This is a genomic window from Enterobacter sp. CPE_E863, assembly GCF_046521465.1.
Taxonomy (GTDB): Bacteria; Pseudomonadota; Gammaproteobacteria; order Enterobacterales; family Enterobacteriaceae; genus Enterobacter; species Enterobacter adelaidei.
In genome coordinates this window covers 2911576-2935005 of the sequence record NZ_JBKFZX010000001.1, presented here as the reverse complement: position 1 = coordinate 2935005, position 23430 = coordinate 2911576, and the positions used below count along the sequence as shown (strand labels likewise).

Here is a 23430-nt window from a genome sequence, read left to right as displayed (position 1 = left end):
GCAATATTATGTTTAGCTAGTCTCTTCTTTTTAGTTGCAAATCAAGCTACCGCCTGGAGTTGTGTAGTAGTGCTTTGCACCATATCACCCGTACTACCATCTCTTTCTCATTATATTAGTCCCCATTTTGAGGGCTGGCAGGTCATTAATCAAAAACCAAAACCTACCCCGGCGCCGAGAGCGAAATCATTATTTGTGCTAGTTGATACACCCGTTTTAACTGTAGCGGCGCCCGCGTGGAAAGAAGCGCCTACGCTTACGGCTTGCTCGTCTTTAAAGCTACCTACGCCAGCAGAGAACATTACATTTTGACCTGCTTCCACTTGAGGCATAGAAGCAATCGCAATTGCACTCGCAGCGCCAGAACGGGCTTCTTTCTTATTACTGTCTACTTCATCGCGCAATGATTTGAATTGTGCGTTGGTGTTGGCTTGTTGCTGGCTAAACACTTTCTTAGCGTCTTGCAGATCTTGAGCCACGCCAGCAGCCTGGTTAGACGTTGAAGAGATAGCAGCAGTGTTAGCCGCTACTTTAGCTTGTGTAGCTGTGTCTACTTGTGTGATGGTGGTTGTTACACCGTTAGCCCCATCTTTCCCGTCTTTACCATTAGCACCAGTAGCGCCAGTGTCGCCCTTATCACCTTTTGCACCGTCTACGCCGTCTTTAGGCTTAGGCGCATTTTCAAGAGCAGATAAACGCCCATCTTGCTGAATGTTCTGATTCAGGAAAGCATGATTAACCTGATCTTGTGCATCTTTGTTTTGCGTGATCTCGCCTTGCAATTGCTGATCAGCAGTAACACGGTTTGCTGTTTCCTGGTTAGCGTTGCTATTGATGGTGTTAATCTCACCTTGCATATTAGCAACTTCCATTTTATCAGCCTTACCATTTTGAAGAGTGGTAATAGCTGAATCATGATCAACAGTCATTGTAGCAATTTTATCGAGGTCATAACCCGCGCCTTGTTGACCGATGATAGTGATCCCGTCAGTGTCGGAAGTAACAGGGAAAGCAGCGGCTTTAGCTGGTACTACAGCAGCGAACATAGAACCAAACACGATAACAGCCAGAGTAGTTTTAGCAGTAGTCTTAACGATAGTTTTCATTTAAAGCTCTCATCACATAAGTAAATAAGGTTATTTCGCTATCCAGGCGGGAAGATATAACACCCTGTTATATCTAGATGATTTCATGCGGCTTACGGCGATTTTTGTTTAATCACTTATTTCGTAACGTGTAGTAACTATCTTGTAATACATAAATTTGGATATTGACCTGGATCACTAAAAGCACTGAAAGCTAAAATGCCCTTACGCGAGTGATTTTAAATAAAACCAATAAATACATGTAGATATAAATCTCCTCATTAAATCCACTGCATGCCAGGCTTTCATAAATACATTAATTATATTTATGTGTTTTGTCCGTAAAACGTATAAATCAAGCTCATTCAGTAAAGTTAATTAATATATTTGTGAAAGTTCCTTCTTTTCGAATTAATAGAAACTTTTGAATGAAGGGGGCTTTGACGTGGAGAAAAATATTTTTAATCGAGAATAAAACAGGGTTTTGATTGCTATAAATCAGTGATTGAATTGTTGTAAAAAATGATGTTTTTATTTCTCTTAATTAGAAAATTAGATTGATAGGATTACAAAAAAGATATTAAAGGCAGGTGCACCAACGAGTGACTGAGCGCAAAGCGATAGTAACGATAGAGGGAAAGGGGTAAAGGAACGGTTATGCGAGATACTAACAATAAGAATTTTATTGATTTCATGTGAGAGACAAATTGGGGTACAAGGTGAGGTACAGCGTGAAGAAAGGATAAACGTAAGTGCAAGCTTGCATCGCCAGGCTACATCCCCTAAGCTGGTAATTAATAAAGAAATGTAATCTACATGACTCGGGGTGCCCTTCTTTGTGAAGGCTGAGAAATACCCGTATTACCTGATCTGGATAATGCCAGCGTAGGGAAGTCAGATGCCTTCCCGGTCATCGCTTCTTCACGCAAGGCAGGAGCGAACCCATGCAGCCTGACCTGCTCGATTTACACGTTTTACATCAGTTCCGAACCCGTTCCCCGCTTACGCATTGTATGACTAACGACGTCGTACAGACCTTTACTGCCAACGTTCTGCTGGCGCTTGGCGCCTCTCCGGCGATGGTGATTGAGGCCGAAGAAGCTGAGCAGTTTGCCGCGATCGCCGATGCATTGCTGATAAACGTTGGCACGCTGACCTCACCGCGAGCGCAGGCGATGCGTCGGGCGATTGAGAGTGCGGTAGCTGCGGGTAAACCCTGGACGCTGGACCCGGTTGCCGTGGGCGCTCTAACGTTTCGCACCCGTTTTTGTCATCAAATCCTCGCCCTGAAACCCGCCGCCATTCGCGGCAATGCTTCTGAAATCCTTGCCCTTGCCGGGATGAGCGCCGGTGGTCGCGGCGTCGATACGACTGACACCACAGCCAGCGCGTTACCTGCTGCACAGGCGCTGGCTCGCCAGACCAATGCCATTGTGGTGGTCACCGGTGAGGTGGATTACATCACTGATGGACAACGAACCCGAACGGTTACCGGCGGCGATCCATTGATGACGTGCGTCGTGGGAACCGGGTGCGCACTCTCTGCCGTTGTGGCGGCGAGTTGCTCACTGCCGGGCGACAGGCTGGATAACGTCTCCGCCGCGTGCGGATTTATGAAGCGAGCCGGAACGGCAGCCATTGCGCAGTCTCGTGGCCCGGGCAGTTTTGCCAGCATGTTCCTGGATGCGCTCTACACCCTGGAGGAACTGGCATGAAACGCATTAACGCCCTGACCATTGCCGGCACCGATCCCAGCGGCGGCGCGGGTATCCAGGCCGACCTGAAAACCTTCTCTGCTCTTGGCGCGTACGGATGCTCGGTCATTACCGCGCTGGTGGCGCAAAACACGCTCGGCGTGCAGTCGGTTTACCGTATTGAACCGGATTTTGTTGCCGCGCAGCTGGATTCCGTATTCAGCGACGTGCGAATTGATACCACCAAGATCGGTATGCTGGCAGAGACAGATATTGTTGAAGCGGTGGCTGAGCGACTTAAACGTTATCAGGTACAAAACGTGGTGCTGGATACCGTGATGCTGGCAAAAAGCGGCGATCCATTGCTCTCCGCCTCCGCTGTTGAAACGCTGCGTAAAAAGCTACTGCCACAGGTGGCTCTCATCACGCCCAATCTGCCGGAGGCTGCGGCACTGTTGGGGGCAACACATGCGCGAAATGAACGGGAAATGAAAGAGCAGGGGAATGCGCTGCTGGCGATGGGCTGCGGGGCCGTGCTGATGAAAGGTGGTCATCTTGACGATGCCGAAAGCCCGGACTGGCTCTTCACCCGAGACGGCGAGCGGCGGTTCACGGCGCCACGCGTACACACTAAAAACACCCACGGCACTGGCTGTACGCTCTCTGCCGCGCTGGCGGCATTACGCCCACGGCATGATAACTGGGCCGATACGGTGAGCGAAGCGAAAACCTGGCTCTCAGCCGCGCTGGCAAAAGCTGATACTCTGGAGGTGGGTCACGGTAATGGGCCGGTACACCATTTTCATGCCTGGTGGTAAGCCGTATACTGGCAGGAAACACCACGCCTGAGAAAAACAGAGATGGAACAAGCGCATACCCGGTTAATCGATCAACTAAATGAACGGATCGCCGCGCCCGACAATACGCCGCTGTATCTGAAATTTGCCGAAACGGTAAAAAATGCGGTGCGCAGCGGGGTGCTGGAGCACGGCAATATTCTGCCCGGCGAGCGCGATCTGAGTCAGTTAACCGGTGTGTCGCGCATTACAGTGCGCAAAGCGATGCAGGCTCTGGAGTCCGAAGGGGTGGTGACGCGTGCCCGGGGTTACGGGACGCAAATTAACAACATCTTTGAATATTCGCTTAAAGAAGCGCGCGGTTTCTCTCAGCAGGTGGTACTACGCGGTAAAAAGCCCAATACGCTTTGGGTGAATAAACGCGTGGTGAAGTGTCCGGAAGAGGTCGCCAGCCAGCTGTCGGTGGAGCCGGAGAGCGAGGTCTTTCTCCTTAAGCGTATTCGCTATGTCGACGATGATGCGGTGTCGATTGAGGAGTCGTGGGTTCCGGTGGGGCTGATTCACGATCCGGATGCCATTGGTATCTCGCTGTACGACTATTTTCGCAGCCAGAACATCTTCCCGCAGCGTACCCGTTCACGGGTGAGCGCCCGTATGCCGGACAGCGAATTTCAGGCGCATATAAAGATGGATGACAAAATTCCGGTGCTGGTGATCAAGCAGGTTGCACTTGACCAGCAGCACCGGCCGATTGAGTACAGCATCAGCTACTGTCGCAGCGACCTATACGTCTTTGTGTGCGAGGAGTAATTCCTCGAGAGTAGGGGCGCAATCACCGCCACGGTGGCTGACAACCCAGGCGGCTACCGCATTACCCAGCAGGACAGAGTCTGCAAGACTCCACCCCGCAGCCAGCCCGGCAAGCGTTCCGCCAGCATGACTGTCACCTGCCCCGATTGTGTCGACCACGGTGGCGGGAAACGCCGGAACAGAACCTGAGGCGTCACCGTCATGCCAGGTCGCACCGTCTTTGTCGTGGCGAATAATTAGCGCCGAGCCAAAACGCTGCTGCCACTGTGCCCCTAAGCGTGCAGGCGCCATATCAAATCGTTCAGCAGCAATCTGCGCCTCCTGGCGATTAAGCGAGACGATCGGTTTACAGGCCATAATTCGCGCCATTAGTGCGTCAGGAATATCGGCGATGCGTGGGCCAAAATCAATAAAGGCGGCGATCGCCTGTAACCCTTCCAGCCAGGACGTCAGGAGCTCGCCGCACGGCGATGCCAGCTGATAGCCGGAGAGATATACCAGACTCGCTGGCGGCACGTGAAGTGCTTCCAGCCAGCGCTGTTGCCACTGGTTCTCCACACCGCTAAACGACATAAAAGTGCGTTCACCATCCGGCTCTACCAGCGCCAGACACCAGCCGTTATCGCCGGTTTCGGCCTCTACGGCGCTGTGCAAATCCTGCTTCGCCATGGCGTTACGGATAATATCCGCCCAAACGCCATGGCCGACGGGCAGGGCGTTTTGCGCCGTAATGCCGAGCCGTTTAAGGGCGATGGCAATGTTCAGCGCACAGCCGCCGATATTGACGCCCTGCTGTTTAAGCTCGATATCACATCCGCGCCAGGGCAGGGCGTAGGCATCGGCAATAACGTCAATGACCGCTGCGCCCAGCACCGTCACCGGTCGTGTCGCGTGCAGTGTTTTAAGGCGTTGGGCAAAAGAATTCATACGCCCTCCCTTTGCTCCCGGTAGCGCAGAAGTTTCTCGCAATAGTGACCAAAATCAAGCTGGTTCACAGCGTCGAGTTCCTCTTTCAGCTGCGGATCAATAGCCTGCACCCCGTGGAGTGCGCCGCATATGGCCGTCGCCATCGCGCCAATGGTGTCCGTATCACCGCCCAGGTTGGCACATAAAATGGCACAGCGGTTCGGGTCGGTTCCTGCCAGTTCAACCATTGCAATGGCCGCCGGAACGGACTCGATGGTGCTGGTTCCAGCCCCGACGAGCTGATACACCTGCTCGCTGGCCGATTCTGTGCCGTTGGCTTCACGCACGGTTTTAAGCGCCAGCTCAATACGTGCTGCCAGCGACGCGCTGAAGGTGGTGGTTTTCACCTCCTGCGCATAGCGGGCGATACCCGGCAGGGCATCGACGATGTTCTGCCAGCGTTCGCCGTCGATGGCGCGAGAAACCGCCCAGGCAATCACCACCGCGCCGGCAATCGCGAGATCCGATTTATGGGTCGGACTGGAAGCCAGCGCCACCTGTTCAACAAAGTGTTCCAGACGCGTGGCCGGGAGCAGGCAGCCCAGCGGGGAGGCGCGCATCGCCGCCCCGTTAGTCACGCCGTTGTTTTCCAGTTCGCTAACCGGTTTCCCGTCGCGAATCGCGTTAAGCGCGATTTTGGAGGTCGGGCCGAGCACGTTTTTATTAAACGCGTCGAAATCGAGCGCCCAGTGCAGAATATGTTTGCCGATAACGTCTGCGCTAATCTCCCCATCGCATTCGATAATCGCATCCGCCAGACATAGTGCCATGGAGGTGTCATCGGTGAACTCGGCCTGTTTGAAATAGCAGGCCGCATTATTCTCTGCCGGGCCGGGTAAAAAGCGGTCGATCCAGCCAAAGTGCGCTTTGACACGCTTTCTCGGCCACAGCTCCGACGGCATGCCCATTGCATCCCCTAACGCCTGCCCGTAAAGGGCACCGAGAACACGTTCTTGTTTCATTTCACTTCCCCTTGTGTCAGCGCGGCATCGCCATCAACCACCTCAATTGCGGTGATCTCTTTATCCGATTCGCGGAAAAACAGCATAAACAGCACGGCGATCACGGCAATCATGATCCCTCCGAATGCCCACATTCCGGCCCAGTTGAAGGTCAGCCCGTTCACCGGCTCTTTGTATGCGAACATTTTTTCCATCATCACGCCGCCCAGACGGTAACCCAGCAGGCTACCAAAGCCCTGGCAACACAGCGTAATCAGACCTTGTGCGGCGGTGCGCATATGCACCGGCGCTTTTTTATCCACATAGATATAGGCGGTCACATAATAGAAGTCGTAGCTCACGCCGTGCAGCAGAATGCCGAGGAACAGCAGGGCGTAAGTGAAGTACTGTTCCGCACCGCCGTAAACGAAGAACCCGTAGCGGATAGCGGCGGTGATCAGGCCCAGCAGTAAGACCTTCTTAATACCAAAGCGTTTGGTGAAGAACGGCAGTGCCAGCATAAAGAAGATTTCGGAGAACTGGCCGAGCGTCATCCAGCCGGTGGCGTTTTTCATCCCCACTTCGGTGAGATAGCCGTTAGCGAAGATGTAGTAGAAGGCCAGCGGCATGGCGAACAGGAACGAGCAGAAGAAGAACACGAGGAAGTTTTTATCGCGCAGCAGAATTAACGCATCCAGCCCCAGCATCACTTTGAAATCCAGCTTGCCGGTGCTCTTCGGCGGGGTATTCGGCAGGAACAGGGCAAATACGCCGAGCAGGGCGGAGCTGGCTGCGGTCATCAACAGCGGAATATTGGTATCGGAAATATCGCTAAAGCCCAGCATCTGCGGCAGGAAACCGCACGCCAGACCGGAAGCAATCCAGCCAATCGTCCCCATCACGCGGATACGTGGGAAATCGGCCTCGACGTCGTCCACGTTGGCGAAGGCAATACTGTTAGTCAACGCGATAGTGGGCATATAGGTCAGAGAGTAAACCAGCAGCAGCGGGAAGAAGGTGCTGAACTGGTTTGCTGTGCGGCGAAGTACATCAGAATGGCACCGGCAAACATCAGCACCGCCAGCACTTTCTGCGCGGCAAAGAAGCGGTCCGTCAGCGAGCCGACCAGAATAGGTGAGAGAATGGCGGCAATCGCTGTACAGGCGTAAGACCAGCCAATTTCTCCGGCGGTAAAACCGCTCTTGCTCAACCACAGCCACAGCGGCACAAACCACGCGCCCCAGATAAACCATTCAACAAACATCATGAACGACAGTTGGACTTTCGTTTTCATTTTTTAATCCTGCATGTCAGAGAGGGTACGCCTTTAACATACCATTCAATAATACCTTTTAAATACCTTTGTGGCGAATGTTTGATCGGTGTAACAGTTTTGTTGTACACGAAACGAGCCAGCAGATTGCGCTGAAAAAAATGCAAAAGCTGGAAAATCTGTTAAGTCGGTACCAGGCTTAGTCTGCCCGCAAATATGTGGGAATGGATTACATTCACCGACATGACGTCGGACTTACGGGAGTATCACATGACTGATATTGCACAGTTGCTTGGCAAAGACGCCGACAGCCTTTTACAGCATCGTTGTATGACCATTCCAGCCGACCAGCTCTATCTGCCTGGTCACGACTACGTTGACCGCGTAATGGTTGATAACAACCGTCCGCCTGCGGTCCTGAGAAATATGCAGACGCTCTACAACACCGGGAGACTCGGCGGCACCGGGTATCTCTCTATCCTTCCGGTTGATCAGGGGGTTGAACATTCAGCCGGTGCATCTTTTGCGGCTAACCCGCTCTATTTCGATCCAAAGAACATTGTTGAGCTGGCGATTGAAGCGGGCTGTAACTGTGTGGCGTCGACCTATGGCGTGCTGGCATCCGTTTCACGTCGCTATGCCCACCGTATTCCATTCCTGGTGAAGCTGAACCACAACGAAACCCTCAGCTACCCGACAGAATATGACCAGACCCTCTACGCCAGCGTAGAGCAGGCGTTCAATATGGGCGCGGTAGCCGTCGGGGCGACCATCTACTTCGGTTCCGAGCAGTCGCGCCGCCAGATTGAAGAGATCTCTGCGGCCTTTGAACGCGCGCACGAGCTGGGGTTGGTGACGGTGCTGTGGGCGTACCTGCGTAACTCGGCGTTCAAAAAAGACGGCGTGGACTATCACGTGTCCGCTGACCTGACCGGCCAGGCGAACCACCTGGCGGCGACCATCGGCGCAGATATCGTGAAGCAGAAAATGGCCGAGAATAACGGCGGGTACAAAGCGGTAAACTTTGGTTACACCGATGACCGTGTCTATAGCAAGCTGACCAGCGATAACCCTATCGACCTGGTGCGCTACCAGCTGGCGAACTGCTATATGGGACGCGCGGGGCTTATCAACTCCGGTGGTGCTGCGGGCGGTGATACCGACCTGTCCGACGCGGTGCGTACGGCGGTGATTAACAAACGCGCGGGCGGCATGGGGCTGATCCTGGGCCGTAAGGCGTTTAAGAAATCAATGGCCGACGGCGTGAAGCTGATCAATGCCGTTCAGGATGTGTATCTGGACAGCAAAGTGACGATTGCCTGACGCCTCCATCTCCCTCTCCCGGTGGGAGAGGGTTGGGGTGAGGGCATCATCGTGCACTGTGTAAAACATCAGCGCAAAAGCGCACAATCCGGCGGCAATCTGCATTGTAGCGCGCCGGGCAAAACTTCTATGCGGAAATGCTTCCCGCTCAATGGCTCTCCGTCCAGATTAAACGTCATTCCGTGCGGAGCATCCACTTCAAACCATGCTGATTTCCCGTCAATAATATTCGGGCTCTCTTCCGGGCGGGTCAATGTGGTAAACAGTGCGGGCAGCAGTCCATCACCTGTGAAAATACGCAACTGCAGCTGACCGTCATTAATCAGCGCTTCCGGGCAAAGCTGCTGCCCACCGCCTGCCTGACGGCCATTACCGATACCAATCACCAGCGCGTCACCTTGCCACTGAAAATCTTCACCGCGAATTTCACAGCGGTCTGGCTTTAGGGTGTCCATTCGCATCAGTCCATGGATCAGGTATGAAACACCACCCAGCGCCGCCTTCAGTTTTTCCGGCGTTTCGCTGGTAATGCGCGTACCAAATCCGCCGGTCGCCATATTGATAAAGCAGGTTTTGTCATTCACCTGGGCAATATCCACGGCGGTGGCCTTGCCAAGGATTGCCAGCTGGAGTGCTTTCTCTAAATCTTCCGGGATCCCGACGCTGGTAGCAAAATCATTGGCGGTACCGAGCGGCAAAATCCCCATCACCGGGCGGTTGGCCTGGTTTAAATCAATCAGGGCAGACGCGATCTCATTGATGGTGCCATCACCGCCGCCGGAAATAATGGTTTTGACACCCAGGCCGAGCGCTTCATTGATATAACGTGCCGCGTCGCCTTTTTCCCATGTCACTCGCACGTGGATACGCGCACCGTCTTCACGCAAAACCTGAATTGCCTGACGCAACAGATCGTTGCCTGCACTTTTGCCATTGAGAATCAATAAACTGTCTGGATAGGTTGCCATCCGCGCTGCTCCCTTTTTTAGCGTTAGTAAGAGTGTATAGCAGGGAGGAAAAAAGCGCGTAAGAACAGGATGAAAGGGAAAAAATAAGCCTGTGTAAAAAGGGGCTCCTTTACAACGAAAGATGTCCCCCGTGTTGTTGACTCTTTGTACGGCTTTCGCTCAATAGACTCTTACCGTCAACCTTTGAGGCCTGCCATTTGCTTTGCCTCAATTTTCAACTGCTTACGCCAAACCCGATTATGTAGCGTTAGAGCGATTGAACGGTAAAAGACCGATGTATTCATCCACGCGATATTCAGGCAGAAAAATACCAGCCCTAAAAAAGAAGTTATTTGTGGTGTGTAATTCTCAACAGAGCCGAATAAAAGCGAATTCCACGTCCAGATAAAATAAACGATGTTCATCAAGCCAGTCAGCGTGATAACGGAAATATGCAGTTTATATCCTGTCAAGGAACCCCGGGCAGCCAGGAACATTGTGGTCATCACTATCATGCAATACGCTACTGCTGCCAGGAATACTCCCATCATTACTTTGAATTCAGGTAAGCCGAGCAGACGAAATAGCCACATCCAGACAGAAACTTGTAGCATAGCGTAGCAAAAAATAGTGAGTAAGGTACTTATTGCTAATGGAATGCCTGTCATATGTACACCCACAGGAACACCGAACTGACCTTTTAAGCGATCTTTCAATGATTCAAGCCGTTGGCGATCGTCAGTCGCCATTTCACCTGTTATTACAGTACTTAATGCAAGGCTCTTCTTGATGTAATTTATCATGTCCGGGTCAATAACTTCCTGTAAATGAAAAAGACTGAATCAAACCAAAAACGTATTTACCAGATTGTGTAATATTCTGCGGATTCCTGATTGTACCCGAGACAGCACTTCCAACAAATGCCGAGGAGTTTGAAATGGCATTCAACAGTTCACGCTGTAAGAGCAACTGCAACGCTTCCGATGGATAACGTTTAGGGTAAACCCCAGCTTTCATCGCTGCTTTTACACCTGAATTCGAGATGCCTGGATTTCGGATACGAATGATCTCTTCTGTCAACCTCGAGCGGTCCGCTCGGCTCATTTTTTGCAGCAAAGAGAGGCTTTGTTGAATAAATCAGATTTCGGGTAAGTCTCCCCGTAGCGGGTTGTGTTTTCAGGCAATACGCACGCTTTCAGGCATACCTGCTTTCGTCATTTTGTTCAGCGCTCGTACCAGGGCCATAGCCTCCGCAACCTGACCATCGTAGTCACGCAGCGTCAGTGAACCCCCGAACTGCTGTTTTACCCGGTACATCGCCGTTTCCGCTATCGAGCGACGGTTGTAATCTGTTGTCCATTTCCACCGCGCATTACTCCCGGTCATTCGCTGATTCGCAACAGCACGGTTACGGTCTGCATATTCACCGGGCCAGTAACCCGCGCCTTTTCGGGGCGGGATAAGCGCGCTGATTTTCTTACGCCGCAGTTCATCGTGACAGAGCCGGGTGTCGTAAGCGCCGTCTGCCGATGCTGCCCCGATTTTCCGGTGGGTTTGCCGGATTAACCCGGGGAAGGCCTCTGAGTCCGTAACGTTGTTCAGCGACAGGTCAGCGCAGATGATTTCATGTGTTTTACTGTCAACGGCGAGATGCAGCTTACGCCAGATACGGCGGCGTTCCTGGCCATGCTTTTTGACTTTCCACTCGCCTTCACCGAAGACCTTCAGCCCGGTGGAATCAATTACCAGGTGTGCGATTTCACCCCGGGTGGGCGTTTTGAAACTGACATTAACCGACTTTGCCCGCCTGCTGACACAGCTGTAATCCGGGCAGCGTAGCGGAACGTTCATCAGAGAAAAAATGGAATCAATAAAGCCCTGCGCAGCGCGCAGGGTCAGCCTGAATACGCGTTTAATGACCAGCACAGTCGTGATGGCAAGGTCAGAATAGCGCTGAGGTCTGCCTCGTGAAGAAGGTGTTGCTGACTCATACCAGGCCTGAATAGCTTCATCATCCAGCCAGAAAGTTATGGAGCCACGGTTGATGAGGGCTTTATTGTAGGTGGGCCAGTTGGTGATTTTGAACTTTTGCTTTGCCACGGAACGGTCTGCGTTGTCGGGAAGATGCGTGATCTGATCCTTCAACTCAGCAAAAGTTCGATTTATTCAACAAAGCCCCGCTTCGGCTTTGTCTTTTTATTCCCGGTCAGCACCACACTGCCGCCCGCTTCCAGTACCATGCGTGCCACGGCGAGACCCATGCCGCTGGTGCCGCCGACGACAAGCAGTTTTTTACCTTTGAAAAATGTATTCATTTTCAGACTCCATTACTGGTGGGTAAGACGTTGCCGGCAGCGTGAAACTGCCGGCGGTTGACGGATTAAATGCTGCAGCCATCCGTTCCGCAGGTCTGACCCGCTGTGGCTGAAAATTCGGTTTGCTGTTCATCCCAGACCTGACGCAGGGCATTCAAAAAGTTGTCTGCCCCCTGAGCCCCGCTGATGGCGTATTTCTCGTTCATCACAAAAACCGGAACGCCGCTGAGGCCAATAGACTGTGCGTGGGCTTCATCGTCGGAAACGGTGGCGCGAAAATCGTCATTTTCCAGAGCGGCTTCGGCGTCAGCTTTCTCCATACCGGCTTCTACGGCCATTGCAACGAGCTGCTGACGGTCAAAGAGAGAGCGACCTTCGGTGATACTGCCGTGATAAAAACGTTCTTCCACCGCGTCCGCAATTCCGGCCTTACGCGCGGCAACCAGCAGGGTGTGTGCATCTTCTGTATCACCAAACATCATGCCGTCAAAGTTGTAGATCAGACCTTCAGATTTACCGGCGGTGCCCACCTGATTCATCATCAGCTCCGCTGAATGTTGACTGCCCAGTTTTTTAACGATGGCATCCTTAAAAGGCATAGCGGGAGTACCACCGGCCAGACGGTAGCTGTGATGACGGATCACCACCTGATCGCGAAATTCAAAGCGATTCAGACCCTGTTCAAATCTTTTCTTAGCAATCCAGCACCACGGGCAGACCAAATCTGACCAGATATCGATGGTGAGGGTGGGTTTCAGCGTTTGCATAATGATTCCTCAAAGACCTTGGGCGGTCGGGTCTCACTTATCAGAGAACCGCGACCGTATGGGATTTATTGCGCCTGCCAGACCGGGTAATCGGTATAGCCTTTTTCCGGGGAACCACTGACGCCGTAGTAGGTGGCGCGGTCACTTTCTGCCAGTGGCCAGCCGTTTTGCATTCTTTCAACCAGATCCGGGTTAGCGATGTAGGGCACACCAAATGCCACCAGATCCAGCTCATCATCTTCCAGAGCCTGCTCTGCGATATCACGGGTGAAACCGCCGGCAGCGATGATGGTGCCTTTAAACGTGTTGCGAAAACGGCGGCGGAATCCTTCCGGAAGTGGCGCTTTGGTGTACACCGGCTGATAGTAAAGGTGTACGTAAGCCAGCTCCCGCTGACCGAGCGCGTCGGTGATGGCTGACCAGGTTTGCTCTTCACCTTCATACGGCGCGAGGTCATAAATGCGGCCGAACGGTGACAGGCGCACGGCAACGTGGCTGTTACCCACGGCTTCCGCCACGGCGTCAATGGTCTCCAGCAGGAAACGCTGACGATTTTCCACCGAGCCGCCGTATTCGTCAGTGCGGGTGTTCAGTTCGCTACTGAGGAACTGGTCAAAGATGAATCCGTTTGCAGCCATGATTTCCACACCGTCAAAGCCGGCTTCCATCGCCAGGCGTGCGGAGTGCACGAAGTCTGCAGTGATGCGTTTCACTTCATGCGTTTCCAGCGCGCGTGGCTGGCTTGGTACAACCGGGCCCGGTTCTCCGGATTCGGTCAGCGCAAAAACGGTGGTATTGACCGCCTGAACGGTGCCCGCTGAAACCGGCGCTATGTGGCCTGGCTGAAGAGAGACGTGAGACATACGGCCGACGTGCCAGAGCTGCGCGAAAATACGGCCACCTTTGGCGTGAACCGCTTGTGTCACCTTACGCCAGCCCTGGACGTGTTCGTCGTTGTAGATACCAGGGGTATAGAGGTAACCCCGGCCTTCTTCTGAAACCGGCATCCCTTCGGTGATGAGCAGGCCAGCAGAAGCACGCTGTGCATAGTACAAAGCCACGACCTCATCCGGCACGTCATTCATGGTGCGGGTGCGGGTCATCGGTGCCATGACTACACGGTTTTTTAACGCCAGGCCAGACAGATTGTAGGGGGTGAAAAGCTTACTCATCGTATACCTCACAGAAACAAAAAGGAGTATCCCGGCAGGGATTTGCACAACCCGGAAGTATCATCGACCGGACGTCGCGCACTGGAGTTGCATAAACATCTGATGGATGGCAATATACCAACCATCTAGTAGGTAGGTCAACGGGTGTGCCGTATTTTTTTGTCATAACGCAGCCATTTCTGAATTGTCACTCATTTTGCGAGGTCATCACCATGCGTACATTAACAGCTTATAACGAAGATAATTTCCGCCAGATAGAGCAGTACAAAGGAATATCGGTGGTACGTTTCTCTGCACCCTGGTGTCCGCCCTGTCAGGCCAGCGAAGAAATGTTCAGTCAGTTTGCAGACCGGCTCGATGGAGATATTCAGGTGGGGAAAGTCAATGTAGATCAGGCGCCGGTGCTGACAACCAAATACGAGATCTGGGGGCTGCCGTCTGTGCTGATATTTCATGAAGGGCAATTAGTTAAACGCATACCGGGTGTGAAACCTGCATCGGTATATGCTCAGGCGATTGCGGACATAAAAAAAGGGCAGTAATGCCCTTTTAACGTGGAATTTATTAATGCTTAACCGCGTGCCTGACCGACGGCATCCAGAGTGCGGGCTGAATAAATGACCGCAGCGCCAGCGTTGAGGTTAATCGCCACGCCCAGCGCTTCAGCAATTTCAGCGTCGGTTGCACCGGCTTTCACAGCGGCGTCGGCGTGAAAAGCAATGCAGCCGTCGCAGCGAGTTGTGACTGCGCACGCCAGGGCAATGAGTTCACGCACTTTTGCGCCTAAAAGGTCAGTTTTGTTACCTGCGTTGCCCAGGGCAACCACGCCTTTCATGGTCTCGGGGGTCAGTTTGCCCAACTCGCCTAAACGTTGCATTAACTCTGAGCGATAGTTGTTCCAGTCCAGCATAGTGTCATTCTCCTGAATGTGGGGTATTAAGAAGCAGTTTTATATACTTAAGGCTGTTGGTGAAGACTTCGGGTCTGGCCGTTGCATGCGCCACTACGCTTGAGCCTTCACAGACATTAATGATCATCAAAGCAATATCTGATGGTTCGGCATGGGATGAAAACTCACCTGACTCCATGCCCGCCCTGACGACTTTTGTGAGCCACTCGATTTGCATATCGAAATAAAGTGATGTCTGTACAGTAATTGCCTGAGGCAGATTGGCGGTCTCTGCTGACAACGCACAACACAGTGGCAGTAGTGAAGCTTTATGGCTTTGCGCGAAGATATCGATGTAGGCCGCAATTCTTTTCTCCGCGCTTTTCTCAGTAGCCTCTATCTGCTCAAATACGCGTTGCGTATCAGAGAACGCCTGTATTACCACCTGCTCACCCAGAATATCTTTGGTCGGGAAATGGTGATGAATACTGGCCTTGGTGATACCCACTATTTTTGATAAATCAGCATAGCTGAATGCTGAATACCCTTTTTCGCGCATCAGGTGTTCTGCTTCGCTGAGCAGCCGTTCCCGTGTCATGGTTGTCATAATTACTCCATATAATCTACTAGTTGATAGATTATATTGTTGCTATTTTTCCGTAGCAAGTTGTATCACTGACTCAGTATCGTGCAGAGCTGAACGTCACTGCCATCCTGCATTCTGAATGGCAGCATTACATCTCTGACATCACGCCAGGCGTGTAATCATTTCAACCGGATTAGCCAGAGTATCGTGGATTGGCGAATTCTTTTGCATTTCGCTGACCAGCGCTTCTAACTCCTCGCGACTGGCGGTCTTGCTCGTAAGGTGAACATCGACGCGAATAGATTTCGCACCTTTACGCACGTTGCTGTCCAGCCCAAGGAAGCCGTTGAGGTTGATATCGAAATTAAGATCCAGCTCGATACCGTCCAGGTCGATCCCTTTTTCAGCAGCCATCATGGTGAGGGTGGCGGTATAACAGCCAGCCAGCGCCTGCATGATGTATTCAGTCGGGCTCATGCCGGTATCGGTGCCGAGTAAACCTGCGGGTTCATCACCGATATTAGAAAATTTCCCCACGCGGCTGGTATCGATAACGCCGTTCTGGATTGTGGCGCCGGTCTCTGTGCGAACGGTTAATCCGCCGCTGGAACGGGCTTTCATCTGGAAAGTCAGGTTACCCAGGCCAGGCTGGCTGCGAACTGCTTCACGGGTATTGTGGATCGCAGCTGCGTCTGCAGAAGGTTTAACGGTAGTAGACATAATGGCTCCTGTAATTTCTTGATAAAAGTTATAGCTGGTGTAATCAGTGCCAACCATCTAGTTGGTAGGTTAATATCGCGAACCTCTTTTGTCTACTCTTTTATAAAAAATAGGGGGAAAAGAACCCAGAAGGCTGTTTTATTTCATAATAACCATTTGATTTTTTTATAATCTTCCCAGCCGCTCACTCTTGCAGCAATCCAGCCTTTACCCGAAGGATAGTCTGGCGGGTGGTATTAAATTCCCGGGCAATAGCACTGATACTGATGCCAGCATTTAGGCGCTCTGTCACTGTTTGCTTTTGTTCCTCGCTCAGGATGGGAGGGCGACCGAAGCGTTTTCCAGCCGCTTTTGCCCTCGCAATACCTGAATGCGTTCGCTCAAGCAGCAAATCCCGCTCAAACTCCGCTACAGCAGAAATTACCTGCATAGTCATTTTTCCGGCCGGACTGGTCAAGTCAACGCCTCCGAGTGCGAGACAATGAACGCGAATATCTAAAGCCGCCAGTTGCTCTACTGTTTTTCGGATATCCATCGCATTACGACCCAGACGGTCAAGTTTGGTGACAATCAGTACATCCCCATTTTCCATGCGATCTAGCAACCGGATAAATCCGGGGCGTTCGCTGGCAGCAACCGAGCCACTGATATGCTCCTCAATAAGTCGTTGGGATCTGATGGCAAAACCCGCCGCTTCAATTTCACGACGCTGGTTTTCTGTGGTCTGTTCCAGAGTTGAGACCCTGCAGTAGGCAAAAACACGGGCACTGTTGCAAATAGTCGGTGGTGATAAACTTATCATCCCCTTTTGCTGATGGAGCTGCACATGAACCCATTCAAAGGCCGGCATTTTCAGCGTGACATCATTCTGTGGGCCGTACGCTGGTACTGCAAATACGGCATCAGTTACCGTGAGCTGCAGGAGATGCTGGCTGAACGCGGAGTGAATGTCGATCACTCCACGATTTACCGCTGGGTTCAGCGTTATGCGCCTGAAATGGAAAAACGGCTGCGCTGGTACTGGCGTAACCCTTCCGATCTTTGCCCGTGGCACATGGATGAAACCTACGTGAAGGTCAATGGCCGCTGGGCGTATCTGTACCGGGCCGTCGACAGCCGGGGCCGCACTGTCGATTTTTATCTCTCCTCCCGTCGTAACAGCAAAGCTGCATACCGGTTTCTGGGTAAAATCCTCAACAACGTGAAGAAGTGGCAGATCCCGCGATTCATCAACACGGATAAAGCGCCCGCCTATGGTCGCGCGCTTGCTCTGCTCAAACGCGAAGGCCGGTGCCCGTCTGACGTTGAACACCGACAGATTAAGTACCGGAACAACGTGATTGAATGCGATCATGGCAAACTGAAACGGATAATCGGCGCCACGCTGGGATTTAAATCCATGAAGACGGCTTACGCCACCATCAAAGGTATTGAGGTGATGCGTGCACTACGCAAAGGCCAGGCCTCAGCATTTTATTATGGAGATCCCCTGGGCGAAATGCGCCTGGTAAGCAGAGTTTTTGAAATGTAAGGCCTTTGAATAAGACAAAAGGCTGCCTCATCGCTAACTTTGCAACAGTGCCTCTAAATTTAACACATCAAGCGCGACAGGCTTCCCGATGAAATACCCTTGCGCCTCGTCACAGTGATAATGTTTAAGCCTTTTCAACTGCTCCGCCGTTTCCACGCCTTCAGCGGTGACAGCCAGCGAATAGGCTTTGCCAAGGCCGATAATATTCTCAACGATGATTTTGGCGTTTTCCGATTCCTCCATGGCGAACACAAAAGATTTATCCAGCTTTATTCCGTCGAACGGGAAGCGTTTCAGATAGCTTAATGCCGAGTAGCCGGTTCCAAAGTCATCAATCAAAAAGCGTACGCCGATATCCTTCAGCTGCTTCATGGTTTCCAGCGTGATATCCGGATTGGAAATCGTCACGTTTTCGGTAATTTCTAACTCCAGCCGGGACGGTTTAAGCCCCGATTTTTGCAGCGCAGCCTTTACCCGTTTCGCCAGGCCACGGGTATTAAACTCCACCGCCGAAATATTGACCGAAATAACCAAATCGGGCGAGAGATGCACCATATCTTTACAGGCTTTCTCCAGCACCACATCACTCATGGCAACGATCAGGCCCGTCTCTTCCGCAAGCGGGATGAACTGATCCGGCATCAGTAAACCGAGACGCGGATGCTGCCAGCGAACCAGTGCTTCGACAGCAGCGATACGCGAGGTTTTAATGTCGTAACGGGGCTGATAAACCAGCTGAAACTGGTCTGTGCATAACGCTTCACGAAACTCTTTTTCCATTTCCCGGCGCTGAATTAAGTACTCGCCCATGTTGGGTTCGTAAAACACCCAGTTATTGCGACCGGTATTTTTCGCTTTATACAATGCGATATCGGATAACCGAATCAGATCGCTGGCGTTCATTGCATCCTGAGGCGCCAGTGCAATCCCCATACTCACGCTGATATACACTTCATTGCCGTTAACGATAAAAGGCCGGCTTATTTCACTGGCAATGCGCTGGCAGAGCGTCTCTATGTCTTTACGCACATAAATATCCGGCAGAATAAGGATAAACTCATCTCCGCCCTGCCGGGCAACCAGATCGATTTTACGGGTACAGGACCGCAACCGGCTGGCGACTTCATTGAGTAACGCATCGCCCGCATTGTGGCCGAATAAATCATTTACCGGTTTGAATTTATCCAGGTCGAGGCTGATCATGGCCAGGGGATGATCCGGATCGGGTAAAGAACGCAGCTCACTTTCCAGAAACTCTTTCATTCTGACCCGGTTTGGTAGGCCGGTTAATTCATCATGCCGCGATAAATACTCGGCACGCTCCTGCGCCTCCACTTCCAGAGTGACATCGGTCATCGTACCGCGAAAGCCCATAGAACCATCATCCATAATGGCGCGCTTCGCCACCACATTGCAGTAACGCTGATGGCCCTGAGCTGAGAAATAGCGGGCCTTTTTGAGCGTGTAATTACTGCTCGTCTGCGGATTCAGCAGCCAGTGATGAAAAAGGATTTTGTCGCTGTGGATGAAATCCAACATGTTCCGCCCAAGCCAGTCGTCAGAATGATGACCGGTAACGCCGGAAAAACGGTCGGATAACCACGTTAGCCGTGCCTCGCTGTCCGCTTCCCAAATCCAGTCGGTGGTGGCTTCAATGACGTCGCGAAAGCGTCGTTCACTTGCCGTAAGCGCTTGTCGGCTTTGCTCAAGCAGGAAAACATTTTCGTCATTAATTTGCGCTTTGATTAACGCACCACGCCGCATCAACCAGGTAAATGCAATGGTCGATAACATCAGAATGATGATTAACGGCAGCTCCCGGTTCATCAGCGCTCTGCCCGGATCGTCGCTTAGCCACTCAATCAGAACATCGCCATTATCAATGGGTAAAATAAGCTGAGCTTCCCGGTAGTCGGCTTTCAGGTGTGGCTCCATTCTGCCGAACGTATGCGCATTATGAATGCCGTATTCGTTGCCCATTTTCTCCAGTTTAACGGGCGTTAACACGTCGGCGAAAATCAGTACCGAGGCATCTTCCGCCACCGGCGTGATGCTTTCATCGTCTCCCGACGTGATCCGGGCCGCCGCCAGTAAGGTGAGTTGCCCGTTGGTCATCATAAGGCGTGAGACGGCTTTACCCTGGCTTTGTGAGAGGTCGTTAAAAAGTTCTTTGGTGATGTTCCGGTTAAGCCATTTCTCGAAAGGCTGGCTGACAAGATTTCCTTCAATGACGCTATAACGCGTCTCCCCGGCGGGAGACAAAACAAATACGCCTTCATACTGGTAATTCGTGTAAAGCGATTCACCAAGGTTCTGGCTGTCCCATGCCCATTTAACATTCACCTGCTTGTGCAAATTATTATACGCTTCGCCCCAGTCGGCATTATCCATTAAATTTGTGCGTATCTTTTCCTGCCGGTTAGTGAGGGCTTTTTGCAAAAGTAAACTGCTGCGCGCGTCTGCTTTATTATTAAGATTATCCGCGATATATAAAAGATTCACTATTGCCGCCAGAAAGAGACTGCTCAGCAACGCCGCGGTAATAATAAAATTTTTCTTTACTATGCCACTGGTTTCTCCTGAAAAACTACTTACTTTGTTGAAGCGCTGCCAGTTCATTTTCCCCATCTCTTAACGGGTGAGAGTCCATTGGCCTGAAATAGGCACAGCCCGCAGAGGCAGTATCGGCAGAAACGGATTTTTATTTAGTGCCAGCTTTCTGTTTTGCTAAGGAAGGTGCGAATAAGGGCACTGTTGCAAAGTTAGCGATGAGGCAGCCTTTTGTCGGTGATGCTGCCAACTTACTGATTTAGTGTATGATGGTGTTTTTGAGGTGCTCCAGTGGCTTCTGTTTCTATCAGCTGTCCCTCCTGTTCAGCTACTGACGGGGTGGTGCGTAACGGCAAAAGCACTGCCGGACATCAGCGCTATCTCTGCTCTCACTGCCGTAAAACATGGCAACTGCAGTTCACTTACACCGCTTCTCAACCCGGTACGCACCAGAAAATCATTGATATGGCCATGAATGGCGTTGGATGCCGGGCAACCGCCCGCATTATGGGCGTTGGCCTCAACACGATTTTCCGCCATTTAAAAACTCAGGCCGCAGTTGGTAACCTCGCGCATACAGCCGGGCAGTGACGTCATCGTCTGCGCGGAAATGGACGAACAGTGGGGATACGTCGGGGCTAAATCGCGCCAGCGCTGGCTGTTTTACGCGTATGACAGGCTCCGGAAGACGGTTGTTGCGCACGTATTCGGTGAACGCACTATGGCGACGCTGGGGCGTCTTATGAGCCTGCTGTCACCCTTTGACGTGGTGATATGGATGACGGATGGCTGGCCGCTGTATGAATCCCGCCTGAAGGGAAAGCTGCACGTAATCAGCAAGCGATATACGCAGCGAATTGAGCGGCATAACCTGAATCTGAGGCAGCACCTGGCACGGCTGGGACGGAAGTCGCTGTCGTTCTCAAAATCGGTGGAGCTGCATGACAAAGTCATCGGGCATTATCTGAACATAAAACACTATCAATAAGTTGGAGTCATTACCTGTCTTGTGATAAATATCCTTAACAGACGGCGAGCTCGTCCGCCCATTTTGTTGCGGCCTGCATGGTTTCTATAACAGTGAACTCGCTGATATTGAGGGTATTACATATTTTCGCGGTTTCCTCCCAGTTAAGTTTCTCATAACATAACGACAGAGTCAGTATGTCAAAAAGTTCACCTTTATGTTCACAAAGCGCGGCAGTTACGTTTTGCGGGATTGAAATCTGTTTAATTAAATCGTCCATGGGGAGTTCAAGAATGACATCCAGCAATGAAAACAGACCGCATATAAATGCGTTATAGGATAATGAAACATTATTTATTTTTCCGGCAATTAATTCGCAGAATTTTCCGCGAACCATGCTCAGATGATAAAGTTCACTGATGCCGGAACGCCCCATATTTGAAAGGGCGGCCACCGCAACAAACCGCCGGAGTTCATTGCCCCCCAGATACATCAGCATTTCTTTCAGGGTAAGATTGTCCGCCTGAATTATGCCATGTGATTTAAACAGCATGTTTCTGACGTAGCGCATGATTTTATATGACAGCGTCAGATCGGTTTTAAGCAGACGTTCGACCGCGGCAAAGTCCAGGTTTTCCCTGTTCACCTCCATCATCAGCCTGGAGAGTGGCAGGGGGTTCTGGGAAAGGCATTTATTTCTGAGGATTTCCGGGCGACTGAAGAAAAATCCCTGGAAAAGCGCGAAACCCGCCCGGCTGTAAAGCTCAAACTCGTCCCTTGTTTCCACTTTTTCAGCAAGGAATTTTATGCCCTGCAGAAGCTGACTTTTTCTGTGGATATATTGCCGGATATCTTCATAGTCATTGTCTCTGACATCAAATTTGATGACAGAAATATACTGCATAAAGCGGTCCCATTCATCATCCATCGTGAAATCATCGAGCGCAAGCTGGTAACCCCTGTCGTGCATATCCTTTACGGCACAGAAAAGCGCATCATCCGGGACTGCATTTTCCAGAATTTCGATGACCACTTTTTCATTCGGCAGCGTATTGCCCAGTCCGTTAATGATCATCTGGTGCGGCACATTAATAAAAGAACTGTGATTGTTGGCTATACGGGGAACAGGGATGCATAAAAACTGGTCAGAAATCATTCTGGACGTGGCGTATTCTGGTGAAACATCGGGAAAGGCATTGTTCATTCCGTCCCTGAAAAGCAGCTCATAAGCGACGGTCTGCATTTTTGTGTCAAAAATAGGCTGGCGTGCGATAAATGAATACATATTCCCGGTCCCCAGGTCAGCGTTATAATTTTTAGAAATGTAACCTTTCCAGGCACTGTTGCAAAGTTAGCGATGAGGCAGCCTTTTGTCTTATTCAAAGGCCTTACATTTCAAAAACTCTGCTTACCAGGCGCATTTCGCCCAGGGGATCTCCATAATAAAATGCTGAGGCCTGGCCTTTGCGTAGTGCACGCATCACCTCAATACCTTTGATGGTGGCGTAAGCCGTCTTCATGGATTTAAATCCCAGCGTGGCGCCGATTATCCGTTTCAGTTTGCCATGATCGCATTCAATCACGTTGTTCCGGTACTTAATCTGTCGGTGTTCAACGTCAGACGGGCACCGGCCTTCGCGTTTGAGCAGAGCAAGCGCGCGACCATAGGCGGGCGCTTTATCCGTGTTGATGAATCGCGGGATCTGCCACTTCTTCACGTTGTTGAGGATTTTACCCAGAAACCGGTATGCAGCTTTGCTGTTACGACGGGAGGAGAGATAAAAATCGACAGTGCGGCCCCGGCTGTCGACGGCCCGGTACAGATACGCCCAGCGGCCATTGACCTTCACGTAGGTTTCATCCATGTGCCACGGGCAAAGATCGGAAGGGTTACGCCAGTACCAGCGCAGCCGTTTTTCCATTTCAGGCGCATAACGCTGAACCCAGCGGTAAATCGTGGAGTGATCGACATTCACTCCGCGTTCAGCCAGCATCTCCTGCAGCTCACGGTAACTGATGCCGTATTTGCAGTACCAGCGTACGGCCCACAGAATGATGTCACGCTGAAAATGCCGGCCTTTGAATGGGTTCATGTGC

The 23430-nt window shown here is 51.6% G+C and carries 22 protein-coding genes, 3 pseudogenes and 1 riboswitch; of the genes and pseudogenes, 7 read left to right on the top strand and 18 right to left on the bottom strand.

The window, feature by feature from the left end; genetic code table 11:
- Positions 1-149: 149 nt before the first annotated feature.
- Complete coding sequence (locus ACLHV8_RS14530) at positions 150-1106, bottom strand: YadA C-terminal domain-containing protein (protein WP_208595342.1); 957 nt, start codon at positions 1104-1106, stop codon at positions 150-152.
- A gap of 791 nt (positions 1107-1897) precedes the next feature.
- Positions 1898-1994: riboswitch (TPP riboswitch) on the top strand.
- 35 nt (positions 1995-2029) lie between these two features.
- On the opposite strand from ACLHV8_RS14530, the gene thiM reads away from it, so the two are divergent.
- The 3 genes from thiM to ACLHV8_RS14515 are packed head-to-tail and all read left to right on the top strand — an operon-like array spanning position 2030 to position 4386.
- Positions 2030-2800, top strand: coding sequence for a hydroxyethylthiazole kinase (thiM, locus tag ACLHV8_RS14525; protein WP_028016342.1), 771 nt, complete (start codon positions 2030-2032; stop codon positions 2798-2800).
- Complete coding sequence (thiD, locus tag ACLHV8_RS14520; protein ID WP_108090780.1) at positions 2797-3597, top strand: bifunctional hydroxymethylpyrimidine kinase/phosphomethylpyrimidine kinase; 801 nt, start codon at positions 2797-2799, stop codon at positions 3595-3597. Before thiM ends, thiD begins: the two co-directional genes overlap by 4 nt.
- Before the next feature lie 42 nt (positions 3598-3639).
- Entirely contained in the window at positions 3640-4386 is a 747-nt protein-coding gene (locus tag ACLHV8_RS14515) for a GntR family transcriptional regulator (protein ID WP_028016344.1), read from the top strand.
- Here the strand turns inward: ACLHV8_RS14515 and ACLHV8_RS14510 are convergent.
- The 3 genes and pseudogenes from ACLHV8_RS14510 to ACLHV8_RS14500 form a co-directional block, all read right to left on the bottom strand.
- On the bottom strand, positions 4360-5313 hold the full coding sequence (locus ACLHV8_RS14510; protein ID WP_049008235.1) for a PfkB family carbohydrate kinase: 954 nt from the start codon (positions 5311-5313) through the stop codon (positions 4360-4362). The genes ACLHV8_RS14515 and ACLHV8_RS14510 overlap by 27 nt on opposite strands.
- Positions 5310-6314 carry an ADP-ribosylglycohydrolase family protein gene (locus ACLHV8_RS14505; protein ID WP_049008237.1) on the bottom strand — a complete coding sequence of 335 codons (1005 nt, stop codon included), beginning with the start codon at positions 6312-6314 and terminating at the stop codon, positions 5310-5312. Before ACLHV8_RS14505 ends, ACLHV8_RS14510 begins: the two co-directional genes overlap by 4 nt.
- Positions 6311-7587 (bottom strand): annotated as a pseudogene (locus ACLHV8_RS14500) (nucleoside permease). The gene ACLHV8_RS14505 and the pseudogene ACLHV8_RS14500 overlap by 4 nt, the downstream one beginning before the upstream one ends.
- Positions 7588-7836: 249 nt before the next feature.
- Here ACLHV8_RS14500 and fbaB point away from each other — a divergent pair.
- Positions 7837-8889 carry a class I fructose-bisphosphate aldolase gene (fbaB, locus tag ACLHV8_RS14495; protein WP_028016348.1) on the top strand — a complete coding sequence of 351 codons (1053 nt, stop codon included), beginning with the start codon at positions 7837-7839 and terminating at the stop codon, positions 8887-8889.
- Positions 8890-8957: 68 nt separating this feature from the next.
- On the opposite strand, the gene yegS is transcribed toward fbaB, so the two are convergent.
- From yegS to ACLHV8_RS14460, 7 genes and pseudogenes are all read right to left on the bottom strand, one after another.
- Positions 8958-9857, bottom strand: coding sequence for a lipid kinase YegS (yegS, locus tag ACLHV8_RS14490; RefSeq protein ID WP_129325220.1), 900 nt, complete (start codon positions 9855-9857; stop codon positions 8958-8960).
- A 176-nt stretch (positions 9858-10033) separates the two neighbouring features.
- On the bottom strand, positions 10034-10639 hold the full coding sequence (locus ACLHV8_RS14485) for a hypothetical protein (protein ID WP_028016350.1): 606 nt from the start codon (positions 10637-10639) through the stop codon (positions 10034-10036).
- 7 nt (positions 10640-10646) lie between these two features.
- A pseudogene (locus ACLHV8_RS14480) lies at positions 10647-10949 on the bottom strand (hypothetical protein); the annotation flags it as partial.
- A gap of 63 nt (positions 10950-11012) precedes the next feature.
- Complete coding sequence (locus ACLHV8_RS14475; protein ID WP_187798067.1) at positions 11013-11981, bottom strand: IS5-like element IS903B family transposase; 969 nt, start codon at positions 11979-11981, stop codon at positions 11013-11015.
- A 41-nt stretch (positions 11982-12022) separates the two neighbouring features.
- Positions 12023-12151: pseudogene (locus tag ACLHV8_RS14470) on the bottom strand (sugar dehydrogenase); the annotation flags it as partial.
- 65 nt (positions 12152-12216) lie between these two features.
- Positions 12217-12918 carry a DsbA family oxidoreductase gene (locus ACLHV8_RS14465; protein WP_008502228.1) on the bottom strand — a complete coding sequence of 234 codons (702 nt, stop codon included), beginning with the start codon at positions 12916-12918 and terminating at the stop codon, positions 12217-12219.
- Positions 12919-12983: 65 nt separating this feature from the next.
- Complete coding sequence (locus ACLHV8_RS14460; protein WP_006687059.1) at positions 12984-14090, bottom strand: alkene reductase; 1107 nt, start codon at positions 14088-14090, stop codon at positions 12984-12986.
- Between the two features lie 212 nt (positions 14091-14302).
- Between ACLHV8_RS14460 and ACLHV8_RS14455 the strand changes: the two genes are divergently transcribed.
- Positions 14303-14632 carry a thioredoxin family protein gene (locus tag ACLHV8_RS14455; protein ID WP_008502229.1) on the top strand — a complete coding sequence of 110 codons (330 nt, stop codon included), beginning with the start codon at positions 14303-14305 and terminating at the stop codon, positions 14630-14632.
- A gap of 29 nt (positions 14633-14661) precedes the next feature.
- On the opposite strand, the gene ACLHV8_RS14450 is transcribed toward ACLHV8_RS14455, so the two are convergent.
- From ACLHV8_RS14450 to ACLHV8_RS14435, 4 genes are all read right to left on the bottom strand, one after another.
- On the bottom strand, positions 14662-15000 hold the full coding sequence (locus tag ACLHV8_RS14450; RefSeq protein ID WP_000888080.1) for a carboxymuconolactone decarboxylase family protein: 339 nt from the start codon (positions 14998-15000) through the stop codon (positions 14662-14664).
- 4 nt (positions 15001-15004) lie between these two features.
- Positions 15005-15586 carry a TetR/AcrR family transcriptional regulator gene (locus ACLHV8_RS14445; RefSeq protein WP_023304048.1) on the bottom strand — a complete coding sequence of 194 codons (582 nt, stop codon included), beginning with the start codon at positions 15584-15586 and terminating at the stop codon, positions 15005-15007.
- A 141-nt stretch (positions 15587-15727) separates the two neighbouring features.
- Positions 15728-16285 (bottom strand): OsmC family protein, encoded by a 558-nt coding sequence (locus tag ACLHV8_RS14440; protein WP_000108589.1) that lies wholly within the window; start codon positions 16283-16285, stop codon positions 15728-15730.
- A gap of 184 nt (positions 16286-16469) precedes the next feature.
- Positions 16470-17087 carry a recombinase family protein gene (locus ACLHV8_RS14435; protein WP_187798068.1) on the bottom strand — a complete coding sequence of 206 codons (618 nt, stop codon included), beginning with the start codon at positions 17085-17087 and terminating at the stop codon, positions 16470-16472.
- Positions 17088-17111: 24 nt separating this feature from the next.
- On the opposite strand from ACLHV8_RS14435, the gene ACLHV8_RS14430 reads away from it, so the two are divergent.
- Positions 17112-17816: an IS6-like element IS26 family transposase gene (locus tag ACLHV8_RS14430; RefSeq protein ID WP_001067855.1), complete on the top strand. Its 705-nt coding sequence runs from the start codon at positions 17112-17114 to the stop codon at positions 17814-17816.
- A 33-nt stretch (positions 17817-17849) separates the two neighbouring features.
- Here the strand turns inward: ACLHV8_RS14430 and ACLHV8_RS14425 are convergent, their stop codons facing one another.
- Positions 17850-20435 (bottom strand): EAL domain-containing protein, encoded by a 2586-nt coding sequence (locus tag ACLHV8_RS14425; protein WP_187798065.1) that lies wholly within the window; start codon positions 20433-20435, stop codon positions 17850-17852.
- A 222-nt stretch (positions 20436-20657) separates the two neighbouring features.
- Here ACLHV8_RS14425 and ACLHV8_RS14420 point away from each other — a divergent pair.
- Positions 20658-21354, top strand: a protein-coding gene (locus ACLHV8_RS14420) for an IS1-like element IS1B family transposase (RefSeq protein WP_407200121.1) whose coding sequence is annotated in 2 segments (ribosomal slippage) — positions 20658-20911 and positions 20910-21354 — 699 coding nt in all. Because the reading frame shifts where the segments join, the coding sequence is not laid out codon by codon here.
- A 34-nt stretch (positions 21355-21388) separates the two neighbouring features.
- Here the strand turns inward: ACLHV8_RS14420 and ACLHV8_RS14415 are convergent.
- Positions 21389-22618: an EAL and HDOD domain-containing protein gene (locus ACLHV8_RS14415; protein ID WP_187798064.1), complete on the bottom strand. Its 1230-nt coding sequence runs from the start codon at positions 22616-22618 to the stop codon at positions 21389-21391.
- 103 nt (positions 22619-22721) lie between these two features.
- Entirely contained in the window at positions 22722-23426 is a 705-nt protein-coding gene (locus tag ACLHV8_RS14410) for an IS6-like element IS26 family transposase (RefSeq protein ID WP_001067855.1), read from the bottom strand.
- Between the last annotated feature and the right edge of the window lie 4 nt (positions 23427-23430).